24 protein-coding genes are annotated in these 21,211 nt (G+C 42.6%); 8 read left to right on the top strand and 16 right to left on the bottom strand.

Annotated elements, in window-relative coordinates:
* Nucleotides 1-24: 24 nt before the first annotated feature.
* The 5 genes from QXH45_04375 to QXH45_04395 are packed head-to-tail and all read right to left on the bottom strand — an operon-like array spanning nucleotide 25 to nucleotide 5,359.
* Complete coding sequence (locus tag QXH45_04375) at nucleotides 25-819, bottom strand: ABC transporter ATP-binding protein (GenBank protein ID MEM2078484.1); 795 nt, start codon at nucleotides 817-819, stop codon at nucleotides 25-27.
* Nucleotides 816-1,769, bottom strand: a complete 954-nt coding sequence (locus tag QXH45_04380) for an ABC transporter ATP-binding protein (GenBank protein MEM2078485.1) — start codon at nucleotides 1,767-1,769, stop codon at nucleotides 816-818. The genes QXH45_04375 and QXH45_04380 overlap by 4 nt, the downstream gene beginning before the upstream one ends.
* A complete protein-coding gene (locus QXH45_04385; protein MEM2078486.1) occupies nucleotides 1,760-2,710 on the bottom strand; it encodes an ABC transporter permease in 951 nt (316 codons plus the stop codon). The genes QXH45_04380 and QXH45_04385 overlap by 10 nt, the downstream gene beginning before the upstream one ends.
* The gene (locus tag QXH45_04390) at nucleotides 2,711-3,739 is read right to left on the bottom strand and encodes an ABC transporter permease (protein MEM2078487.1); all 1,029 of its coding nucleotides are present in this window, start codon (nucleotides 3,737-3,739) and stop codon (nucleotides 2,711-2,713) included. It abuts the gene before it with no gap.
* Nucleotides 3,740-3,742: 3 nt separating this feature from the next.
* Nucleotides 3,743-5,359 (bottom strand): ABC transporter substrate-binding protein, encoded by a 1,617-nt coding sequence (locus QXH45_04395; GenBank protein ID MEM2078488.1) that lies wholly within the window; start codon nucleotides 5,357-5,359, stop codon nucleotides 3,743-3,745.
* Between the two features lie 106 nt (nucleotides 5,360-5,465).
* Between QXH45_04395 and QXH45_04400 the strand changes: the two genes are divergently transcribed.
* Nucleotides 5,466-6,530, top strand: a complete 1,065-nt coding sequence (locus QXH45_04400) for an ornithine carbamoyltransferase (protein ID MEM2078489.1) — start codon at nucleotides 5,466-5,468, stop codon at nucleotides 6,528-6,530.
* A gap of 31 nt (nucleotides 6,531-6,561) precedes the next feature.
* Here QXH45_04400 and QXH45_04405 read toward each other — a convergent pair whose 3' ends face one another.
* Nucleotides 6,562-6,933: a hypothetical protein gene (locus tag QXH45_04405; GenBank protein MEM2078490.1), complete on the bottom strand. Its 372-nt coding sequence runs from the start codon at nucleotides 6,931-6,933 to the stop codon at nucleotides 6,562-6,564.
* Between the two features lie 73 nt (nucleotides 6,934-7,006).
* Here QXH45_04405 and QXH45_04410 point away from each other — a divergent pair, with 73 nt between their 5' ends.
* Nucleotides 7,007-7,945: a molybdopterin-dependent oxidoreductase gene (locus QXH45_04410; protein ID MEM2078491.1), complete on the top strand. Its 939-nt coding sequence runs from the start codon at nucleotides 7,007-7,009 to the stop codon at nucleotides 7,943-7,945.
* Between the two features lie 6 nt (nucleotides 7,946-7,951).
* Here QXH45_04410 and QXH45_04415 read toward each other — a convergent pair whose 3' ends face one another.
* Nucleotides 7,952-8,908 carry a triphosphoribosyl-dephospho-CoA synthase gene (locus tag QXH45_04415; protein MEM2078492.1) on the bottom strand — a complete coding sequence of 319 codons (957 nt, stop codon included), beginning with the start codon at nucleotides 8,906-8,908 and terminating at the stop codon, nucleotides 7,952-7,954.
* A 103-nt stretch (nucleotides 8,909-9,011) separates the two neighbouring features.
* Here QXH45_04415 and QXH45_04420 point away from each other — a divergent pair, with 103 nt between their 5' ends.
* The gene (locus QXH45_04420; protein ID MEM2078493.1) at nucleotides 9,012-9,497 is read left to right on the top strand and encodes a ferritin; all 486 of its coding nucleotides are present in this window, start codon (nucleotides 9,012-9,014) and stop codon (nucleotides 9,495-9,497) included.
* A gap of 12 nt (nucleotides 9,498-9,509) precedes the next feature.
* The gene (locus QXH45_04425; GenBank protein ID MEM2078494.1) at nucleotides 9,510-10,616 is read left to right on the top strand and encodes an aminopeptidase; all 1,107 of its coding nucleotides are present in this window, start codon (nucleotides 9,510-9,512) and stop codon (nucleotides 10,614-10,616) included.
* Here the strand turns inward: QXH45_04425 and QXH45_04430 are convergent.
* The 7 genes from QXH45_04430 to hxlB all read right to left on the bottom strand — a co-directional run bounded on the left by QXH45_04430 (nucleotide 10,613) and on the right by hxlB (nucleotide 14,419).
* The gene (locus tag QXH45_04430) at nucleotides 10,613-11,194 is read right to left on the bottom strand and encodes a hypothetical protein (protein MEM2078495.1); all 582 of its coding nucleotides are present in this window, start codon (nucleotides 11,192-11,194) and stop codon (nucleotides 10,613-10,615) included. The genes QXH45_04425 and QXH45_04430 overlap by 4 nt on opposite strands.
* Before the next feature lies 1 nt (nucleotide 11,195).
* Nucleotides 11,196-11,900, bottom strand: a complete 705-nt coding sequence (locus tag QXH45_04435) for an ABC transporter ATP-binding protein (protein ID MEM2078496.1) — start codon at nucleotides 11,898-11,900, stop codon at nucleotides 11,196-11,198.
* A complete protein-coding gene (locus QXH45_04440; GenBank protein MEM2078497.1) occupies nucleotides 11,897-12,388 on the bottom strand; it encodes a QueT transporter family protein in 492 nt (163 codons plus the stop codon). Before QXH45_04440 ends, QXH45_04435 begins: the two co-directional genes overlap by 4 nt.
* Before the next feature lie 21 nt (nucleotides 12,389-12,409).
* The gene (locus QXH45_04445) at nucleotides 12,410-12,664 is read right to left on the bottom strand and encodes a hypothetical protein (protein MEM2078498.1); all 255 of its coding nucleotides are present in this window, start codon (nucleotides 12,662-12,664) and stop codon (nucleotides 12,410-12,412) included.
* A 218-nt stretch (nucleotides 12,665-12,882) separates the two neighbouring features.
* The gene (locus tag QXH45_04450) at nucleotides 12,883-13,332 is read right to left on the bottom strand and encodes an ArsR family transcriptional regulator (GenBank protein MEM2078499.1); all 450 of its coding nucleotides are present in this window, start codon (nucleotides 13,330-13,332) and stop codon (nucleotides 12,883-12,885) included.
* Nucleotides 13,333-13,362: 30 nt separating this feature from the next.
* Nucleotides 13,363-13,740, bottom strand: coding sequence for a hypothetical protein (locus QXH45_04455; protein MEM2078500.1), 378 nt, complete (start codon nucleotides 13,738-13,740; stop codon nucleotides 13,363-13,365).
* A 73-nt stretch (nucleotides 13,741-13,813) separates the two neighbouring features.
* Nucleotides 13,814-14,419, bottom strand: a complete 606-nt coding sequence (hxlB, locus tag QXH45_04460) for a 6-phospho-3-hexuloisomerase (protein ID MEM2078501.1) — start codon at nucleotides 14,417-14,419, stop codon at nucleotides 13,814-13,816.
* Nucleotides 14,420-14,617: 198 nt separating this feature from the next.
* On the opposite strand from hxlB, the gene QXH45_04465 reads away from it, so the two are divergent.
* Both QXH45_04465 and QXH45_04470 read left to right on the top strand, forming a co-directional pair.
* The gene (locus tag QXH45_04465) at nucleotides 14,618-15,520 is read left to right on the top strand and encodes a radical SAM protein (protein MEM2078502.1); all 903 of its coding nucleotides are present in this window, start codon (nucleotides 14,618-14,620) and stop codon (nucleotides 15,518-15,520) included.
* Entirely contained in the window at nucleotides 15,517-16,065 is a 549-nt protein-coding gene (locus QXH45_04470; protein ID MEM2078503.1) for a ZPR1 zinc finger domain-containing protein, read from the top strand. Before QXH45_04465 ends, QXH45_04470 begins: the two co-directional genes overlap by 4 nt.
* On the opposite strand, the gene ade is transcribed toward QXH45_04470, so the two are convergent.
* Nucleotides 16,062-17,885, bottom strand: coding sequence for an adenine deaminase (gene ade, locus QXH45_04475; protein MEM2078504.1), 1,824 nt, complete (start codon nucleotides 17,883-17,885; stop codon nucleotides 16,062-16,064). The two genes, QXH45_04470 and ade, sit on opposite strands and share 4 nt — an antisense overlap.
* 84 nt (nucleotides 17,886-17,969) lie before the next feature.
* Between ade and QXH45_04480 the strand changes: the two genes are divergently transcribed.
* Nucleotides 17,970-19,370 (top strand): amidohydrolase, encoded by a 1,401-nt coding sequence (locus QXH45_04480; GenBank protein ID MEM2078505.1) that lies wholly within the window; start codon nucleotides 17,970-17,972, stop codon nucleotides 19,368-19,370.
* A 272-nt stretch (nucleotides 19,371-19,642) separates the two neighbouring features.
* Nucleotides 19,643-19,810 carry a hypothetical protein gene (locus QXH45_04485; protein ID MEM2078506.1) on the top strand — a complete coding sequence of 56 codons (168 nt, stop codon included), beginning with the start codon at nucleotides 19,643-19,645 and terminating at the stop codon, nucleotides 19,808-19,810.
* Between the two features lie 37 nt (nucleotides 19,811-19,847).
* Here the strand turns inward: QXH45_04485 and QXH45_04490 are convergent, their stop codons facing one another.
* Complete coding sequence (locus QXH45_04490; GenBank protein MEM2078507.1) at nucleotides 19,848-21,179, bottom strand: SufS family cysteine desulfurase; 1,332 nt, start codon at nucleotides 21,177-21,179, stop codon at nucleotides 19,848-19,850.
* Between the last annotated feature and the right edge of the window lie 32 nt (nucleotides 21,180-21,211).

Consider the following 21,211-nt stretch of genomic DNA (forward strand, 5'->3'; position numbering starts at 1 on the left):
TCTATTTGGTTGAACATTTAAAACTTATAATGAAGCCCTATAGCTTGCAATCAATAAACGAGTGTAATCGTGAGATGGTGACAAGAGTATTTTACCAATCTCTCCTTCTTCGACAATCCTCCCCTTATATAGTATTATCCCCCTGTCACCCAGGTATTGGGCAATCGCTAGGTCATGGGTCACGGTTAACATTGCTAGTTCGAGCTTCCTGTGAATTGAGTTTAACAAATTAATAACTTGAGCTTGTATCGAGACGTCTAACGCGGAAGTGGGTTCATCTAGGATTAGAATCTCCGGATCGTGTACGATAGCTCTCGCTATCAATACTCTCTGTAACATCCCGCCGCTCAACTGCATTGGGTAGTAGTCAAGTATTTTCTCATGTAGTTGTACAAGTCTGATCGCGTCCATCACTCTTTGAAGTTTCTCGGACTCGGATAGATTCGTTTTCTCCAAGGGCTCCATTATTACGGTTCTTATTTTTACACGAGGATTTAACGACCTATAAGGGTCTTGGGGAACATAACCTATCTGTTTAGTAATTTTTCTTCGCTCCTTGGCGGATAAGTCATATATGCTCTTACCTAATACGTAAACCTTACCTTTGAATGGTGGTAGAATCCCGAGTATCGTTTTTAGAAGCGTTGTCTTACCAGATCCACTCTCTCCAATTATGACGACTCGCTCTCCATCGACTACATTAAGGTTTATATCGTGTACAACGTATTGTCTTGTCTTTAAAACGGACTTCCATCCTTTCTGTGTTGTATAATACCCGAGAGCCACGTTTTCAAGCTTTACTATGATCTCATTATTCATTTCTCAAGATACCTCCAACACTCAACTATTCTCTCGTGAATAAACGCGGAGGGCGGATGCGAAGTGCTACATTTTTCGAATTTTTTCGGACACCTGTCAAGAAATATGCATCCCTTTACCTCAACAATTGGAGACGGTGGTTCACCGGGGATTGCTTTCAAAGGTTTTAACAGACCTAAAACCGGCACTGAGTCAACTAGTAACTCCGTATATGGATGCAAAGGTTCCGTCAATATTTGGCCAGATGCTCCCATCTCTAATATCCTTCCTGAATACATTATAGCGATTTTATCACATATTTTTCCAGCAGAAAGCAAGTCATGGGTGATAAATACTAATGTCAATCCGGCAGAATCCCTTAATCGCGTCAGCAGTCTTATTAAACCAAGCCGCAGGTGGGCGTCTAAAGCCGAGGTCGGTTCATCTGCTACTATTATCTTCGCACCAGTAGAGAGCGCTAGCGCGATGGCTGTTCTCTGCTGCATCCCCCCGCTGAGTTCGTGAGGGAACTGATCCATGACTCGTTCAGGATCTAGTTCAACGAGTTTCAAGTATTTCGACGCTTCTTCAATAGCTTTCTTTTTATCCCAACCATAGATGCTGTTTAATACATAATAGAATTGTTCCTCGATAGTCAGGTAGGGATTGAGGCTTGAGCCCGGGTTCTGAGGGACGTATGAAACTATCCGCCCCCTAATCCCTGTGTAATCTCTCTTATTTCCCTGTATGACAGTTTTTCCAAAAATTCTCAAGACCCCATCGGTGACTGCATAGGGGGGCAAAATGCCTACGATCGCATTCCCGGTAGTGGACTTTCCGCAACCACTCTCCCCTACTAGGCAAAATATCTCGCCCTCTTCAACACGGAATGAAACTCCTTTTACAGCCCAAATCGTGGTGTCATCCTCGTAACCTATCTTTAACTCTTCTGCTTCTATAGCTAAAACCATAGCCTCCACTTCCTTCTCAACTTTGGATCGACTTCCTCCCTCAAGCTATCCCCGATAAGGCTGAATCCAAGGGCTGTGACCAAGAGGAAAATACCAGGAAAAACACTAATCCACGGTGAGATCGAGATATACTGTATACCCTCCTGCATGATAACTCCCCATTCCGGTGAGTCAGGTGACAATCCAAGTCCAAGGAAATTTATGGCAGAGGCTTCGAGGAGAACACTACCTAAATCGGTCACTGCTTGAACAAATACTGGTGGCGACGTATTTCTGAAAACATGCCTGAAGATGATTTTGTAACTTGGAACACCAGACAATTTAGCCAAAAGAACATAGTCCATCTCCACGATGCTTCTAGAGTAAATGTAAGCCATCCTACCATACCAAGCCCACCATGTCGTTATGAGGGATAGTACTACAGTAAGCATGCCTGAGCCTATTATAAGCCTCAAAGCCAATGCAATAACAATAGCTGGTATACTCATGAACAGCTCAATTAGATAGCTTATCAAGGTTTCAACGAAACCTCTATAATATGCTGCGAGCACGCCCATGAACAATCCTATCAACAAACTGGATGAAACCACGATAAATATTTGCAACAACGCTGACTGTATTCCCAGTAGAACTCTGGAGAAAACATCTCTTCCCCGCGTGTCAGTTCCAAAGATATGTTGAGAAGACGGGGGCAACCGCAATTTCTGTAACGCATCTTCCGGAACAAATCCCATTCCATCCCTGGGATATGGGGCTATGAGAGGCGAAAGTATACCCATAATAATTATGACAATCGAGATGCTGAGACCGATCTTAAGCCTTAGACTTCTTCTCCAGGCCCTAACGACAGAGTCTAGGAAACCAAAGGTGAGGAAAATCCTTTTGCGAATCCCTTCATTGTGAGGGTTTGCACTGTGGTTTATTCCTGATTTACTGTTCATTCAAAGCTTCACCCTCGGGTCGATTAAAGCCTGAACGACGTCCGCTAGCGTATTAATTATCAGGTAAAACAGTGTAACAGTCACCAACAATCCGATCGCGAGCTTGAAGTCGCTGTAATTCAATGCATCTACGAGGAGTCTCCCCAATCCTTCTCTTCCGAATATAGCGTATTCGACAACCATGGCGTCTATTAAGCTGTACGCGAAGGCCAACCCAGATACTTGAACGAGGGCAGGTATACTAGCTCTGAAAGCATACCTCCATATAACGCGCCTTCTTTTTACACCCCACGCAACTGCTACTCTCACAAAATCCTCAGTTAGCGACTCAGCCAAAAGCGTTCTAGTTAATCTTATTGAAAGACCGAGAGGATATATTCCGATTATTAAGCTTGGCGGAATCAATTTCCCAAGGACGTCGAAGAAAATTAGTATATTACCCTGGAGTATGCTGTCTAACAAGTAAAACCCGGTTATAGGTTTGAATCCGGTTTCTAATACTAGTCTTGTGTCAATTCTTCCATAAACCGGATTACCGGTTGAAACAAGAATAAGGAATACAATTGCCCCCAGCCAAAAGGCTGGCGTGTTCGCCATGATAGTACCAATAGATTGTAGTAAATCATCGACAAACTCGTCTCTATGAAGAGCTGAGTAAACTCCAAGGAAAATTCCTATGGGAAGAGCTATTATATAGGAGCAAAAAAGAAGCTCCAGGGTTGCAGCAATATTAGTGTATATGATTGAGAAGACTGGCTGCTTATACGCAATACTGGTGCCCAAATCACCGGTGAAAACTTTAAAGACGAAATCAATAACTTGCAAGTATAGGGGTTTATCGAGTCCTAGCTCTCGTCTAGCTGTCTCTATCGCAAGAGTGGCGTTAACTCCTCTTGGATTTCCCGCCCATTTGACTGCGGGATCTCCGGGAGATAATATGATTACTAAGTAGGAGAAAACTACGACACCAATCAACACTACTATGCTCCAAAAAAATCTTTTTATCAAGTAGTTTAGACTAACCGGCATTTTCTACTGGCCCACCCTCACGTACTGGAAGAATATAACGTACATGTACAAGGGGTTCACAGCATTATCCGGGATCTCTATCCTGGGGTTATATATGAAGGGTTTGATTTCATCCCATAGATTAATGCCTATCACTTCATTGAATAGGATCTCCTGTGCCTCCTTGTATTTAGACAGCGCGAGTTCGTAGTTGACTCCCTCAAGCATCCATGCTTCATCGATTAGTTCATCGAAGTATGAGTTCTCGTAGCCAGCATAATTCCACTCCTTTGATTCACTGTGAAACATCGAGTACAAGTAGTCATAAGGACTTGGGATGGTTGGCCACCAATCTGCAATAATTAGATGAGGTGTGTCCTCTGGGTTTTCCCAGATACCCTTAGCGATCTCCTTCAGAGCAGTCCAAGGTTGCGGATTCAATACTACCTCGATACCGAGCTGCGAGAGTCTGGATTTAATAGTCTCAGCAAGAACCCTATTCTCCTCGTAGTCTACTTGATATAGAAACTCTATCCTTACCGGCGTCGTAATGTTTGATTGATCCAAATATTCTCTTGCTTTCGTCAAGTTATAACTGTAGACTAAATTGTCTACATGCCCAGGGAAATAATGGGGAACGATTCCCGAACCTTTCAATGCAAATCCTTTCATGCAAATTGTTACGAGCTCGTCAAGATTTATGGAATGAGCAATCGCTTTCCTAAACTCGGTCACATTAGTCGGGTATCTTTTCGTATTGAAAAACAATATGTAGTTGTGATAGGTAGTTAGATTATAGGACTTATAACCCCTGCTCAGAAGCTCGCCGACATAATCTCTTGGAATGCTGGATGCTATATCTATATCTCCGGTTGTCAGACCATTGTATTGCGATTGAGGCTCGGTCAGGATTCTTATAACCACATAGTCCGGAGCACTAGGGTTATTGATAATGCTCCAACCCCACCAGTCATCAAACTTCTTAAGCCTCACCTCGGAGTCGGGTTTGTAAATTTCTATAGTATACGGTCCCGTTCCCACCGAGTTACCCTGGTTGAACCAATCTTCAAGCCTTCTATCCAAGGGGTCTGTGACGCCAGCTTTTTCCAGCGCTGCTGGAGAAAATATGTAGGCAGCGTAAGATGCCGATGCTATCAGGTCGAGCCTAGCCGGATACTCCAGGACGAATTTAACGGTGTAAGGATCCAATATTTCTATTTCCGAGACCATGTCCCATATGTATCCCATTCCGCGTCCCGTCGACCTATATATGTCTCTAGCCCTCTCTATGCTGAGCTTCACAGCCGAAGCGTTGAAAACGGAGCCGTCATGAAAAACTACACCTTCGCGGAGTTTGAAAATCCATTCCGTGCCTTCATCGTTTCTCGTCCAATTAACTGCAAGTGCCGGTAAGAACTCATTTGTCCGAGGGTCATAATACACGAGGGGTTCGTAGACAGATCCTAGCACAACTAAACCGGTATCATCCTCCAGGCTCGGGTCTATACCAGTGATTCTATCATTATAGGCATATATGACAATCCTCCGCGTTGCCTCCGGTCTTGAAAATGAAAACCATGCAAATGCTCCAATCGCAATCAATATTATTACTGTCAAACCCGCGAGAATTTTCTTGTTCACCTATTGCCCACCCCAATGGTTTACTAAAGCCCCAGGGTTTTTAAAATTGAACTAGAATCCGTTTAAATATTTATTGCTGAGATAATAATAAATGCAGGTGAAATCAATGCCCGCATTAAGACACCTTGTGAGAGAGCTAAGCGGTAAAGACCTAATATCCACTCTAGATTGGACTGATGATCAAATAGAAATTGCGCTCAAACTAGCTAAAGAATTCAAAGAAATAGCTCACTACTACGGCACCGAGCAAATACCCAAGATATTATCGGGCAAAGTATTCTACATGTTATTCTTCGCCGGCTCGACGAGAACTAGGGCCGCATTCGAATCCGGGATGGCGTTCCTAGGTGGACATGCTGCCTTTATAGATGCAACAACCACTAGGATGGCTTTTGGAAAGCAGGAAAAAGCTGGAGAAGCTATAAAAGATGTTGCCGCAATGTACGATGTGTACGGACATGGATTGGGAATCAGGATTCTCGATAAGGCAATCGACTACTTGTATGGTGTAGGAAATAGTTATATCCGCGAGATGGCCCAGGCGGCAAACATTCCAGTGATCAACATGGCTGACGACATGTTTCACCCTACACAGGGGCTGGCCGATATATTTACATTTAGGGAGAGATTCGCAAATCCCCAGGGCAAGAAGTACGTTATAATGTGGGCATACAGCCCAGAAATCCGGGGTTGGTGCAGTGTCCAAGAAGACATGATACTGTTCCCGCGTTTCGGGGTCGACGTCGTAGTGGCTCGTCCGCCGGGCTTTGATTTAGATCCTAAGCTAGTTGAAAAGGCGAAAGAACTCGCTAGAGAGCATGGAGGAAGCCTAGAATTCACCGACAATCTTGAGGAGGCTGTGAGAGGAGCGCATGCCGTGTTTCCGAGGAACTGGGCATCGCCAACTCTAGTAAGTGTAGGATATAGCAAATTCAAGGATGAAGAATTGAAACTGTATGAAAAATACAGGAATTGGAAAGTAACTCGCGAATTAATGGACTTAATGGATAAGAGCGGCGTGTTAATGCATGTACTACCCATATTCAGAGGTTACGAGGCAGATGACGAAGTTATAGATGATCCGAAGAGATCCGTCATTTATGAGCAGGCTGAAAATGGTTTGTGGACGAAAATGGCTGTTCTAGCATTAACGATGTATGGCGTAAAATAATACTTCTTTTAAAAACAACGTTCTTTTTCTTCTAACTTAAATATTCCTTCATATCTACTTCTTTACCATTCTTCACGAATTTTATCCGCAAATCCGGCTTGATATCCAACCCTATCCCTCTAGCAATACTTAACAATGTTAATCCATCCAACTTCTCGATAACGCCTTGCCGGATCGCTTTATACAATTCTCTGATCAATAAATCGTATACCTCGGGGTATTTCATCTTAATTTTACTCATGATTTCCTGAGCCCTCTCATCGGAAAGAGCACTCCATACTTTTTTCTCGGGGTCTTCTTTATCCTCTTCTTTCTTAACTGTCTCCTCGCCTTTACTACCCAACTTTGTTAAATATTTCCGATATAGCTTCAGCCTTAATTCGACAGGTAAGTCCTCACTCATGATCCGCCATCCCTGCAGTTTTCTTTATATAAAATAATACCTTGCAAACCTTATATTTATCTAGGGGTTTTCAATGAGATGCTATGCTGTTGAGGAAAAAGGAACTCGTCTCAAGGGAATTGACGTTGTAATCGACTGTCGTGTTGAAGATGAACGAGTCGGTGGCACGAATGATATCATTAGACTGGCTGAGAAAGTCTTTAGAATAGTTTTCGGCACACATGATGGTTTTAATATAGCATTCGAATCAAACGAAGCGATTGGAAATAAGCACATCCTTTATAGACTTAGAATTCCAATTGATAGTGAAAAATACATTGGTGTAAGAATAGTGTCTAGATACAATGTTGTTAAGAGGGTTTTGTTCACATTACCGATAGGTCTACGCGAGAAGTTGAAGCTAAACCCTACTCCTTACGATCCCCCCACGTTCATCAATAATGATGGCGAAAGGAATAACGAGGTCCCGGGACAAACTTACATACCGGATCTAATAGTCTATAATATTCTCGGTGTTCCCAAATTCTCTCTAACTGAGTGGCGCCTTGAGGTATCAGGGTTGGTTGAAAACCCGGTTAAGTTGACTCTCAAAGATTTATACGAGCTAGGGACACGCGACTATACCATCGATTTTCATTGCGTTACAGGCTGGAGTGTGAAGAACATTGCCATGAGAGGGGTGCCTTTCGAGAAAATCATTAACATGGTCAAACCCGCGAGCAATGTTAAATGGGTTTACACTCAGGGAATGGATGGATATGCCACCGTCTTTCCTTATCAGGAGGTCTTTAAGTCTTCAGCATTCCTAGCGTTAGAGATGAATGGAAGACCCCTAGAATTCCTACACGGCTATCCCGTTAGACTCATAATACCTCATCTCTACGGTTGGAAGAGCGCCAAATGGTTGAAAAACATAGTGTTCACGGACAAGTATGTTGACGGGTATTGGGAGGCTCTCGGATATCATCCGAGAGGGGATGTGTCTAGAGAGGAAAGGTTTAAAGAATATTGAGGAGGGCTAACCCCGGTTTAGATTGAGGAAACGATTATGCTTAGTTAAGGAGTCTACTGTGTATAAAGCGATCGATGAAACCACTAAATCTGCTATGGAAGCTGGATTAACTTTCATCTTCCTGATTTCGCTATCTAAAGAGCCAACTATCCCAGCCCAGTCAGTCTGACCCGCCACTAACACCTTTATGATGATTTTCCCAGCTAGATCCCTGACCCTGGCAGCCACTTCAAAACCATGTTCCCTGGCAATCACCGTGTCATGGTCTCGGCTTAATAAGTATAGATATGTTTCTACAACGGCCCTATTCCAATTTTTATGCGCGTTAAATCTTTCGGAGATGAATCTTAAGGCATTAATGCTCCGGGGGTATCCGTTAACTAGCTCGTGCGCCACTATATCGTGAGAAGAGCTGAACTCCAGAACGTCTTTAAGCCTATGCCGCTTTGCCTTAAGTTTCTTCTTAAAATCATGGTCCCACACGTTCACATAATCTCCCGTCTCATCGCTCGGCTTGATGTAGCTCGGCTTGGCCTCCCTAACGGCCCTGTAAAACTCGATCGAGTCCTCGATTGTAGATGCAGATAAGACTTCGCCAACCATTTTGAGAAAACAGTCTAGAATCTCCTCCCCGCGCCTGAGACACAGACCTATCGCAACACTCAACGGCGCTAATAGTAAGCTCGATCCGAGACAGGTATTAGAAGAGCCTGACTTCCTTATAGAGTCCGAGACAATGCCGTAAACTAAGTCGCCGAAGACGACGCTCCCCCAGCCCTTGACACCTCTTCTCACCCCTTTTTCCAAGTATTTCAATGAAACTATGCTTGTTACCAGGAAGGCTTCGTATGAAAGCCCAGGCAAATCATGAAGCCTATCCACATTACCTGGCTTTGGATAACCAGAGGCTTCAAGCGCGAATGCTAGAGACAGTGCTTCAGCGTACTCGATTGGTTCTGGCAAAGTATTCCCCACAACTTATAACCTTAACCTGAAAGTAAAAAATGTTTAACTCTATGGAACAATTTATTAGCGAACCCCCGTATAAGTATAACTTGGTGATATTGTGGACGCGGAATTATTGAAAGCGTTCAATAAGCAGTTGAATCAAGAGCTTCAAAATGCGTATTTATACCTATCAATGGCAGCATTCTTCGATGAAAAATCCTTATCAGGGTTCTCACACTACTTCAAAATCCAAGCTAAGGAAGAATTGGAACACGCCATGAAGTTCTATGAACACATCATTGACCGAGGCGGAGAGATAGAACTCTACGATATCCCAGCCCCTCCTAAACGATGGAACTCCCCTTTAGAGCTTATGGAAGAATTCTATAACGCAGAAAGAAGAAATACTGAGAGGATATGGGAGCTAGTCGACTTGGCAATAAAGCATAATGACAAAGCTGCTGAATCATTTCTCAAATGGTTTGTAGATGAGCAAGTAGAGGAAGAGAAAAACGCGAGCGAGCTTCTAGCTAAAATCAAACTAATAGGAGACAACATAGCTGGCTTGCTTCAATTAGATAGAGTCCTAGCCGAGAGAAAATGAAAGGGGATATTTTTGATTGACCCTAGGATCCAGAAACACGCAGAAATAATCACAGAGTATTCTTTAAACCTGAAACCGGGAGAGGAGGTATTGATAAACGCTAGCATCGAGGCAATACCTCTGGTCAGAGAACTCGTGAGAAAGATCGTGGAGAAGAACGCTTACCCGGTCATGATAAGACTCGACGAGGAATCGATAACGGAAGCTTTTTATAAAGCGGCTTCCCCTACAGTCCTTTCTCACGTGAGTCCTATTGAAAAGGAACTCATAGAAAAAATCAATGCCTCTATCAGCATTATCTCACCGTCCCACACAAAGCCGCTAGTGAGTGTGGACCCGGAAAAAATCAGAATTAGATCTAGGGCAAGACAGGAATTAAACAAGATATTTCTTGAGAGGAGTGCTAAAGGAGAGCTTAAGTGGGTGGTGACGATCTACCCGACTAAGGCACTTGCACAGGAAGCTGGTATGAGCATATCCGAATATGAGGATTTCGTCTTCCACGCTCTCCACGCTGACAGCGAAGACCCGGTGGGGGAGTGGATGAGGATTGGAGACCATATTTCAAAGATTGCTGAATTCCTCAACAAAGTTAAGGAGTTAAGATTTGTCGGACCGGGAATAGATTTGCTGGTAAGTGTAGAGGGGCGGAAATGGATCGCTGACGATGGCCGGAACAACATGCCTGGCGGCGAGGTATTTACTGGCCCCGTCGAAGAACTTGTCGAAGGTTTCGTAGAGTTTGAATACCCAGCCATATGGCGTGGTGTGGAAGTAGAAGGCGTCAGGCTGGTATTTAGGAACGGTAAAGTTGTCGAAGCGTCTGCTAGACGAGGGGAAGAGTTTTTGAAAAAGATGCTATCGACGGATGAGGGCGCCTCCAGACTTGGGGAGATAGCTTTCGGACTTAACTACAATATAGAGAGGTATACAAAAGAAATTTTGTTTGATGAGAAAATAGGCGGAACCATTCACATGGCCTTGGGATCCTCATATCCGGAAACAGGTGGAAGAAACGTTTCATCCATCCACTGGGATATGATCAAAGATATGAGCAAAGGGAAAGTTTACGCGGATGGTACTGTTATATATGAGAATGGGCGGTTCATTTCTATTTAGTCTTTTTCTACTCCTCGAGCTAACAATGCGTCTTCGATGCTTGCAAGTCTTATAATGGAGAGTTTGATGGCATCTACTAATATAACATAGTACTTCAAAATATTGCATCCTGGTTCCCAACCCCTAGCTTTCTTGGAATCAAGCATCTCATTAAGTTCTTCAACTATATTGAGAACTAGGAAAAAAGCTACGTCTAAGTGTGTTTTTTCGAGGAAACGTAGGAATTGCCTTCGGGGAGTAGTTGATATGAGCATGATCATAGTGATGAAAACAGTGTAACCGTAAATGAGTATTATGAAGGTTTTCATGGTTAATGTCGCGAAAACGTAGTTTACTCCAGTTATTAAAAGGGCCGCAGGGAAGTAAATTGCTAATGACTCCAGGAAAATTTTGTAGCCTTTTCCCAGTAATAGTAAAATAGCGGATGCTAAGATTATGCAGAAAAACACGCTAAAAGACTCTATAATGATCGAGCTATAAGATATAACTAGAAGAGCGGTTTTGACGGAAAATAGCTCGTCTCTATGTATAACACTAGACGTCTCCTGGTGCTTAATTATCTTTACTAGTAAACTCATGTTAGATTCTCCTTGGAATCACTTCATTTCGAATCAAATCATCATCGGATAGGTTCTTCCATTCATCTACAATAATCGATCTAATGTGTTTGTCAATGAGCATGTAATAGTCGGGGTTCAAAAGCTCCGCCAAGCTAGGATAATGCGTCGTAATTATGATGATTTTTCCTTCTTCACGCCCATGTTTAATAAGGTCTATTAAAGTTTTGACCCCACTGTAATCTAGTTCATTAAATGGTTCATCAAGTAACCACACTGGTTGATTTAATGATAGAACGCTAGCAAGGCTAACCCGTTTAGCCTCTCCACCGCTCAATGTGAAAGGGCTTCTATCAAAAAATTCTAGTGGTACCAATTTGAATATTATTCTCTTATCTCCCTCGACGCCTGTCTGCTTATTGATGAAAAAAATCTCTTTTTCAACCGTTGGCTCGACGAACCCGTAAAAAGGGTTTTGCCACACATAACCTATAATTCTGGCTAATTGTTTTCTTTTCATTGTGTAAGGTCGAATTCCGTTCACATATACCTCTCCTTCAAGAGGCTTCAATAAGCCGGCGATTGTTTTTAGAAGGGTTGATTTTCCGGAACCGTTAGCTCCAAGTAAGACGTATGTCCCATTGGTTAATTTGAAGTTTACGCGTGTTAATAATGGAAAATTTTCATCATATCCGATCGTTAAATCTTCAGCTATGATATTGTTCATTTAACAAAATACCTCTCTAGTGATCTTAAAACCATGTAGCCAACGACTCCTATGACGATTAATTCGCTTATTAACACGTAGGCGACAGTGATCAACGGTAGTTCATACACTAAATGTAGTTCAAAGAAGCCCACCATCACAGCTATGATCACTGAGGCCGTAATCGAGCCTATCGCGTGTTTTACTGTCAAATTACTCCTAACTTTTCTCCCCACGAGATATACTACCAACGATGCAAAGAAGTTTGTTATTGGACCGAATATTAAATCCCAAGGCTGGAACGGGCTTGTGATGTTCCCAAGAAAGCCGCCGACCGTCAGTCCAATTATTGCCTCGATCCCCAGCCTGGGAAGAAGTGGGAGTATGATCATCGCATCGCTTAATCTGAATTGGAGTTCGCCGTAGGAAAGCATTCCAAGCAAGACTGTCAAAGCAGTATATATAGCTGCAATGACCATTGATTTAACCCATATTAATCGACTTTTCATTTAAACCCCCAGGAAAGGATTTTAACGTTTCAACAGGTTATAAAAGTTAAACCCAAACTTCATAGTCTTAAGCCATTTAACATCAAAGTCTGAGATTATTTCCACTCTAAGCTTCCTAGGAACCTTGTATTTGTATAAGTATATTGTCAAAAGTATTCTATTTACTGTGTACTTGACAATCATCGTAAAGAGGAAATAAATGAACAACATTAATAGAAATAGCAGAATCCCCAAGACGTCCGCAACTATACTGAGAAAACATCCAGCTTTAACCAAAAAATCCTTTGCTCCTTTCAAGACCGGTTCCCTCCCTTAAGAACATTATATTATTGTGGGAGAACTATATAGATATCTCACAGACTTGCTGGAGAAAATAAGTTGTGGTCAGGAACGTTTTCATTGATTTAGAAACCTAGTGTAATTTGCTTTAATTATCTCACCATACCACATCCTGCCTTGAGTCCTTTAATAATGGGTTTTAAGTAGCTAATCTACTAATCAGGTTTTCTCGAACGACCTTCCTCGCTACATGATTTAAGCATAACCTTAGGTCTTTGATTAGAACCTATGTTGACAACTATTCCCCTGGCAATAAGACCCTTTACCCTGTCGCTTATAATTCTTCTCGAGGAAGTGCCCCTTATTTCTCTAACTTTCTTAGTGAGCTCAGAAATACTGTACGAATCGCATGTCGATAACGTATAAACAATGGCCCTACTAATAGAGTCGATCTCGGTTAAGCTGGCTATAACAGAGTAAGCTCGTCTTGCTATCTCAAGGGTATCTACCAAGGGCTTTGAAAAAGACGTGGCTATCTCTAGTGCAATGCGATACATCCCTGGGTCTAGACCAACCTTGTTGAACTCCGACTCCAATTTCTCCAACTTCACTAATACTCGAGTCAGCAACTCAATGACTACCTCGATTTTCTCATCAAGTGTCATCAATGCACCCGATAATTTGCTGGAACTGGATCACTTTGATTCTTCTTCCTCTTCTTCACCAATGAACTTCGTAAGACCACTGATCAATTTCTCGATAGATGGAATAGCGTCCATCCTTCTCTTGTAATAATCCCTTACCATCTCGATTACCAGGTCCTCGGGTAAGCCCTGGTTTTTCAATTCTTGATAAAACCTGCCCACATCCTCCCCTAGTTTTTTCCCATCTAATCCGCTGGTCACTAATCCGATTATTTCTTTAACCCAGTCCTTCAACCTTTCCAAAAAAGGTGAGACAGCATCAAGCACTTCTCTCAGTTCTTCCACATCGGTCCTCTCCCTGCGAGTCTCGCTTTCCTCTTGAGCTTTTCCTTGCGACTCTTCTCTCTTATTTTCTTCACGAGTATTCATGCTTTCACCAAGGATTATTCATGTCTGAGCACGTATATTTTTTTAATGTATAAATAAGTGAACAGTGGTTTGCTCACTCAATATTCGCATGTCTATTCAATAATTCTTCTTCAGTGATGCCAAGCCTGTTCATTAATTCAACGATGACTCCATCTAAGAATATTAACGTGGTGTCTTCAAACAATGTGCCCAGTGGCGCGAGGGGTTCGTGAATTCCCAGTATCTGTCTACTAATGTAATCCTCTTCGACAGCCATTTTAGTTCTACCAGGTATTTTCACTACTAAATCTGCCAATCTACCGAGCGGGGAGTCAGGATATGAAGTGATGGCTAGGACTTTCATTAATGCCCCTCTAGCAGCCTCCGCGGCTGCAACCACGAGTTTCGTCCTACCTGATCCCGAAATAGCTATCAATATGTCCCCCGGAGATGCTCGTGGCAGAATCGTCTCACCTATTACATAAACGTTAAAGCCGAGATGTAGAAGCCTCATTGCGAAAGCCTTAGCAATCAACCCGCTCCTGCCGGCTCCTATAACGAAAACCCTTCGATTTTCTTTTCTCGCGCTAGTTAACAGATTTATCATGTTTTCCTTGCTGGAATCATCGATTGAATCTATCGATTTGAGTATGAAATTAATAATCTCGATCATAGCGTCCTTAGTTATACCTGAAACCATTAGATCCCTATGTTAGGTATCTGTAAACACATTTAAAAGCGTTAAACAACACATGGTAAACGTTATTAGAGTTTAAAATATATTAAGATAATGCCCCGCCTTCCCACACCTCCAAGAGACCCCTGGGGGAGATGGAGATGATGGAGGTCGGTCGGGCGGGGTACATGTAGCCAGTAAATTAGGTGCTATTAATTGGGGATGAAGCATAAGGGTGAAACCACTAGGGTTTTGAAAAGGTTTGATCCCTGGAGATCTAGCCTTTGCACATGTCCGTTAAAGTACACCCTTCATCCATACACGGGTTGTAGCCACTACTGTTTATATTGCTACGCTACTTCGTACATTGGGAGAAAGATGAGCACTCCTAAGCGGGACTTCATTAATCATTTGATCAAAGATCTTTCGAAAATAGAGCCGAAACAAATCATTGAACTCAGCACTAGTAGCGACCCTTATCCGCCTATCGAGGAATGGATACAACTTACTCGTAAAACCCTTGAAATACTTTCCCAGAGAGAGTTTAAGATATTGATAACCACGAAGTCAACTCTAGTCACCAGGGATATCGATTTATTAATCAAGTCGAGAATCGCTGTAATGATCACAATAACAACGCTTGAAAACACTCTCTCTAAAAAACTCGAGCCTGGAGCACCGTCCCCAAGTGAGAGGTTGAAGGCAGTTAGGATTTTAAGCGAAAACGAAATACCAGTAGGTGTTAGAATAGACCCGATAATACCTGGCATTAACGAAGACCCTTTCTACATAAAAGAACTCGTTGATGCCGTGGTCGACGCAGGTGCCATTCATATCGTTACATCTACATTTAAGGCTAGAATGGATAGTCTAAAAAGGTCAACAGAGGTCTTCGGAGACAACCACTTGGTTGAACTATATAAGAGTAGGGGTGAATGGATCCACGGCTCCCTCTATCTTCCAGTTGAGGAGAGGAAACGCCTCCTAAAACCCGTGGTAGAGAGAGCTAAAAACCATGGTGTCTCGGTCGCTACGTGCAGGGAGGGGTTAGGAAAAGAATTTTTTAGAGCAAAATCTTGTGATGGTTCACACATGATAGGCTTTAAACCCAGGGTGAGAAAGTGAACGAACCGGTTAAAATCAACGAGCAGGATGAAGCTTGTCCAATATGTAAACAGAAAGCTAGAAGCGAAGAGTATGTTTACAACATTCCATATTATGGAGACATATTGATCTCTGTAACTACTTGCAGTTACTGCGGGTTTAAAAACAGAGATGTCAAAACAATGTCTAGCGATAGGCCAAAGAGAATAATCTACAAAGTAGAGAAGCCCGGCGATGAGAAGGCCTTATTGATTAGAGCGGGGGGTTCTAGGATAATAATCCCTGAGCTAAACCTAGAGATTTCCCCTGGTCCTTTCTCCCAGGGTTTCATTACAACTGTCGAAGGATTAATAATGGATTTCATTGAAAAATCCGAGTTTCTATGCGAATCCTACTTAGAAAAGCCTGAAGAATGTGAGAGAGTGAGAGAGCTCCTGAGTAAAGCTAAGGATGGATTGGTCAGTTATACCGTGATCATAGATGACTACAGCGGAAAAAGCGATATTGTCAGTGAACGAACAATATACGAAGATATTAGAGAAAATGAAGAGAAAAAAGAAAGCTAGGTTCTCAAGACTTCCTCTACTAAGGGGATCAGTCTTCCCTGGGTGACATCGACCAAGCCCTTATCTGTAATCCTAATCTCTGGAATAACGGGCAAAGATATGAGGGCAAGCGTCATAAAGTATGATTCAAAATTTAATCCGTAGGACTCGTGAAGCGTCTTGAACATGCTTACATATCTCTCGAATACTATCTCAGGGGGTTCAGTACTCATTAGACCGGCTAGCCTAAGGGGGATTTCTGCTAACACCTTTTGATTGTCTACTACAACTATTCCTCCTTGCATTCTACTAATTTCCTTCACAGCTATACTCATATCGGATGGATTCCAGCCAGATACGATCAGGTTATGAGTGTCGTGTGCGATTGTTTGAGCTATGGCACCAGCCTTGAAACCAAGTCCTTTTACAAAGCCGGTGGAAAAGCTTCCACTGCCTGTATGTCTATCCGCTACCATAACATACATTATGTCTCTCAGAGGGTCGGCTTTGATCTCTCCTCCGATCACCTCCATCTCCTCGATAACTCTCTTAGTTAGCGCTGAACCTGGTTGCACACTAATCACGTTTACTCGTGCAATGCCGTTTGGCTCCTTTACTGATGGAGTGAACCTCAGCTTATCTAGAAGTCCATCGATATTGACTGTGCGAAGCGCTTTTTCAGGGTATTTGGGAACAGGGAACTGTCTTCTCAGCTCTCCCTTGTAATAAATTATCTCGCCATTACATACCACGGTGTGAGGCTCCACATGCTCAATCCTTTTGGTGAATACAATATCAGCTAATCTTCCAGGCGCTAGTAGTCCAATATGATCCTCCAGGTGTAGGCGAATCGCTGGGTGAAAAGTTGCGTACTTTATCGCTCTCAAAGGGTCCAAACCATATTCGATGGCAACGTTGACGATCCTATCCATATGACCTTCAAGAAATAAGTCATAAACATTTACATCATCACTGACGAAGGCGCAGAGTTCACAAGTATCTTTCTCCAATAGAATCCTGGATAGTTCACGAAGATCCTTCCAAGCACTTCCTTCTCTAATGTAGAGCCACATTCCTTTCCTCAATTTCTCCAATCCCTCAATATATGAGGTTGACTCGTGATCGCTTGTTATTCCAGCAGAAAGATACGCGTTAAGCATCTCTCCAGTAAGCAGAGGTGCGTGTCCATTCACTATTAATTTCTTCTCACTCGCTACTTGAATTTTCCCGAGTACTTTATCATCGGTTTTCACAACGCTCAGATAATCCATTACTTCTCCCAAACCTATTACGTTGTCAAGACAAGCCAGATTTAGTAAGTCAGGGGCGAGGAGCTCATGAGGGGTCGTCTCCAATCTAAGAGAAGGATCTGTGGCAGGCACGCAACTGGGAAGATCAATAAGTATTTTCAATGGAAGTTTTTTCGCAACATCTACAAATAAGGAGACGCCTTCGACGCCTAAAACATTAGCAATTTCGTGGGGGTCTGCTACAACAGTAGTTGTTCCATGTTTAAGGACTATTTTAGAGAAACCCACTGGATCCAATAGGGACGATTCTATGTGAACGTGAAGATCGATGAATCCAGGGATAACGTATTCTCCGCTCCCATCGATGATTAGGGTTTGCTTGGAAACGTATTTCGATATGGTTCTATCATCCACAATACCTGCTATTCTGGCCCCCTTTACTAGTATATTATAGTTCTCGAGGATCTCGTCGGTTTGCACAGAGACAATGTTAACACCCGTTATAACGATGTCAGCAGGTACTTTACCAATAGCTGCCTGTATTAACTGCTTCCTATCATCAATACTGTATTTCGTAAAGAAGGATTTCAACCGACCACCTTATTTTGCTTATACATTTAAACCTTATTGTTTTATAAATTTTTCCCACAAATAATAGATCCTAGATGATGTAAATTGACAGATATTTATATAAGAGGAGGGTGGATTATCACTCTCGACTCGAAAAGGAGAATAATAAAAGATGGGGCAGTGGCAATTAGCGATGGAATTATCGTTGACGTCGGTAAAAGAGATCAGCTTGATCCTACCTATAAGAGCTTTAGCGATATAGTGATTGAGGCGGACAGGAACATAGTGATGCCCGGTCTTGTGAACACTCATGTACACCTCGCGCAAGGGCTAATAAGACATTGCGCAGATTACCTTCCACTGATAAAATGGTTGAAAGAAAGAGTGTGGCCGCTCCAGGGAAACTATAAGCCTGAAGAGGCCCTTGCATCGGCAAAACTCGTGGTCGTAGAAATGTTGAAATCTGGAACCACCACGTTTCTTGAAACCGGACTGGTTGGACGCTATGGTCCAGACAAAATAATCGAGTTTCTGCTCGATACAGGTATTAGAGCCGCAGTAGCTAGACACGTTATGGATCTCAAAGGGTATGCTCTCGAAGAGAACATTCTTCATGAGGGTCTCGTGGAGCCGGGGGATACAAGTTTCAAAGACACTATTAGATTGTATCATAAATACCATGGTCTAAATAATAGAATTTGGATCTGGTTTGGTCCTAGAACTCCAGGCGCAGTTAGCCTAGAATTATATAGGAAGATATCTGAGAAGGCTCGCGAGCTTAACACCGGTATCACAATGCACCTGGCAGAAGTTAGAGAAGACGTAGAATATACGATTAAGTCTTTCGGGAAGAAGCCGGTGGAATTCTCCCATTGGCTGGGGTTAACTGGAAGGAATGTAGTTCTAGTTCACGTAGTATGGGTAGATGACAACGAGATTAGACTGTTAGCTGAGACGGGGACCTCCGTAAGCCATAATCCCTCAAGCAATATGAAGCTAGCAAGTGGAGGAGCTAGAATCTCAGAGATGGTGAAAGCCGGTGTGAATGTATCCCTGGGAACAGACGGAGGGCCTAGTAACAATACCTACGACCTCATGAGGGAAATGAAGCACGCTGCTCTCTTACAACCCCTTAGAACTCTCGATGCTGGTGCTATTAGGGCTGAGAACATTTTGGAGATGGCTACGATTAATGGCGCAAAAGCCCTTATGATAGACAACCTCGTTGGAAGCATTGAGAAGGGGAAAAGGGCGGATTTGATTATTCTCGACTACTGGGTACCACACCTTCATCCCCTTGTGAATCCCATATCTCACCTAGCATACGCTGCATCCGGGAGCGACGTCAAGCACTCCATAATCGATGGCAAGCTTGTAATGTTTGACAGAAAGCTGTTGACAATTAATGAAAGGGAAGTTATCGAGGAAGCTGAGAAGGCTGCTTGGGATGTTTATAATAGAACCGGTATTTGTAAAAATCCCGAAACCGTTTGGCCGATCTTATAATACAAAAATTTTTCTACAGATCGTGCTCAACACTATTTATTTTAAATTAAATCAACAATGTTCAATTATTTTTACTGTGTATGAATACCTTACATATATTTTTAAATAAAAAAATCTTAGTTAATTAATTCCATTTTAAATGAAATTTATGTTAATGATTAATGTAAAATCATACATAATTTGGTATTATTTAATGTAATTATTGCAAAACGGAAAGTTTAAATAAATCCTATACATTATAATAAACTTGAATGCATGAAATGGGGATAAATATGGCCGAGAAGCTAAAGTTCTTCGACCTAAAGGCGAAGAAATACTTCGAGACAGACAAATATGACGTTGTCATAAAGGAAACCAAGAGGGGCAAGATAAAGATCGCCTTTGCTGTTAGCCCCTACACGAACAAGAAGTTTGCCAGGATCATTGGACCTGCGAAGTAAAAATCCCGTCTTAAAATACTTTTTTTAACCCATAATCTTAACTACCTGTACAAACCGCTTCTGGTTTTTCTTTTTTCAAAGACTCTTTAAGATGGATTATTTTCTCCAGGCTTTCGATAAAGTAATCGATCTCTTCATAATTGTTGTATATGTAGTAGCTGGCCCTTACGCTTCCGTAAATGGTAAGTCGTTCTTCAACGTTTTCGGGGGGTCTCTCCGGCGGGTTCTCAAGATAGGATATCTTTAACGAATAGTGGAGGGGATGTGCGCAATGCATTCCAGATCTCACCGCGATCCCGAATAGATCAAGGGCTTTGGCAACAGTGTGATGGTTTAAACCTATGATATTGAATGCTATTACTCCTGTTTTTTCATCGGGGTTTCTGGGTCCATATACTTTAATGTCTTCTTGAAACTCTTCGGTTAATCTCTTGATTGTGTATTCAACTAGTCTTTTCTCGTGTTCTCTTACGTTTTCCATTCCCAACCTCATCAGATACTCTGCCGCCACCCCCAGTGCTACTCCTGCCTCAATATTAGGGGTTCCTGCCTCATACCTCCATGGGAGGTCGAGCCATACTGTATCCTCAAGGGTTACATCTCTGATCGTGTCTCCCCCAACCTTGAATACATCCATTTCTTCAAGCACATCCATCCTTCCCCATAAAACCCCGCTACCAGTAGGACCAAGCATTTTGTGTCCGCTAAACCCCAGGAAGTCGACGCCCAGTTGCCTCACATTTGTTGGTAGGTGGGGAACGCTCTGTGCCCCGTCAGCAACCGTTAATGCACCTACTTCTTTAGCTCTTTTTACAATCTCTTCTACCTTATTGATAGTGCCTAGAACGTTGCTGGCAACGGGAAAGACAACGACTTTTGTGCGAGAGGTTATGATTTTATCCAGAGTCGAATAGTCTAAGTAGCCCTCCGGAGTTACTGGAATGTATTTGACCTTTGCCCCTTTAATCTTGCCGATTCTCCTCCACGGTAGAATCGTGCTGTGATGATCCATTACTGTGACAACGACTTCATCCCCCTCGTTCAAATTTTTCAACCCCCATGCATAAGCAACCAGGTTCATAGCGTCAGTCGTGTTGTTGCAAAAGATGATCTCTTTCCACGAGTATGCATTAATGAATTTAGCGAGCACTTCATGGGCTTTTTCATACATCTCGCTGGCTTCTTGGCTTAAAGTGTGTAATCCCCTATGAATGTTTGCATAGTGCTTACTATAGAAGTCCACGATTGCGTTAATTACTTGTATAGGTTTTTGCGTAGAGGCGGCGTTATCGAAGTAAATCAAGGGCTTATCGTTGACTCTGCGCGAGAGGATTGGGAAATCTCTTCTGATCTCTTCAGGATCAAACAACTTAATCACCACTTCTATTTTTGACATATGGT

It is taken from the genome of Thermosphaera sp. (assembly GCA_038827615.1).
Lineage (GTDB): Archaea > Thermoproteota > Thermoprotei_A > Sulfolobales > Desulfurococcaceae > Thermosphaera.

Coding starts and splice junctions, on each gene's coding strand:
- QXH45_04375 (MEM2078484.1), bottom strand. CDS start 819: ATGAATAATGAGATCATAGTAAAGCTTGAAAACGTGGCTCTCGGGTAT.
- QXH45_04435 (MEM2078496.1), bottom strand. CDS start 11,900: ATGAACAATATCATAGCTGAAGATTTAACGATCGGATATGATGAAAAT.
- QXH45_04410 (MEM2078491.1), top strand. CDS start 7,007: ATGAGATGCTATGCTGTTGAGGAAAAAGGAACTCGTCTCAAGGGAATT.
- QXH45_04485 (MEM2078506.1), top strand. CDS start 19,643: ATGGCCGAGAAGCTAAAGTTCTTCGACCTAAAGGCGAAGAAATACTTC.
- QXH45_04430 (MEM2078495.1), bottom strand. CDS start 11,194: ATGAGTTTACTAGTAAAGATAATTAAGCACCAGGAGACGTCTAGTGTT.
- QXH45_04465 (MEM2078502.1), top strand. CDS start 14,618: ATGAAGCATAAGGGTGAAACCACTAGGGTTTTGAAAAGGTTTGATCCC.
- QXH45_04405 (MEM2078490.1), bottom strand. CDS start 6,933: ATGAGTGAGGACTTACCTGTCGAATTAAGGCTGAAGCTATATCGGAAA.
- hxlB (MEM2078501.1), bottom strand. CDS start 14,419: ATGGTTTCAGGTATAACTAAGGACGCTATGATCGAGATTATTAATTTC.
- QXH45_04440 (MEM2078497.1), bottom strand. CDS start 12,388: ATGAAAAGTCGATTAATATGGGTTAAATCAATGGTCATTGCAGCTATA.
- QXH45_04390 (MEM2078487.1), bottom strand. CDS start 3,739: ATGCCGGTTAGTCTAAACTACTTGATAAAAAGATTTTTTTGGAGCATA.
- QXH45_04450 (MEM2078499.1), bottom strand. CDS start 13,332: ATGACACTTGATGAGAAAATCGAGGTAGTCATTGAGTTGCTGACTCGA.
- QXH45_04400 (MEM2078489.1), top strand. CDS start 5,466: ATGCCCGCATTAAGACACCTTGTGAGAGAGCTAAGCGGTAAAGACCTA.
- QXH45_04385 (MEM2078486.1), bottom strand. CDS start 2,710: ATGAACAGTAAATCAGGAATAAACCACAGTGCAAACCCTCACAATGAA.
- QXH45_04455 (MEM2078500.1), bottom strand. CDS start 13,740: ATGAATACTCGTGAAGAAAATAAGAGAGAAGAGTCGCAAGGAAAAGCT.
- QXH45_04380 (MEM2078485.1), bottom strand. CDS start 1,769: ATGGTTTTAGCTATAGAAGCAGAAGAGTTAAAGATAGGTTACGAGGAT.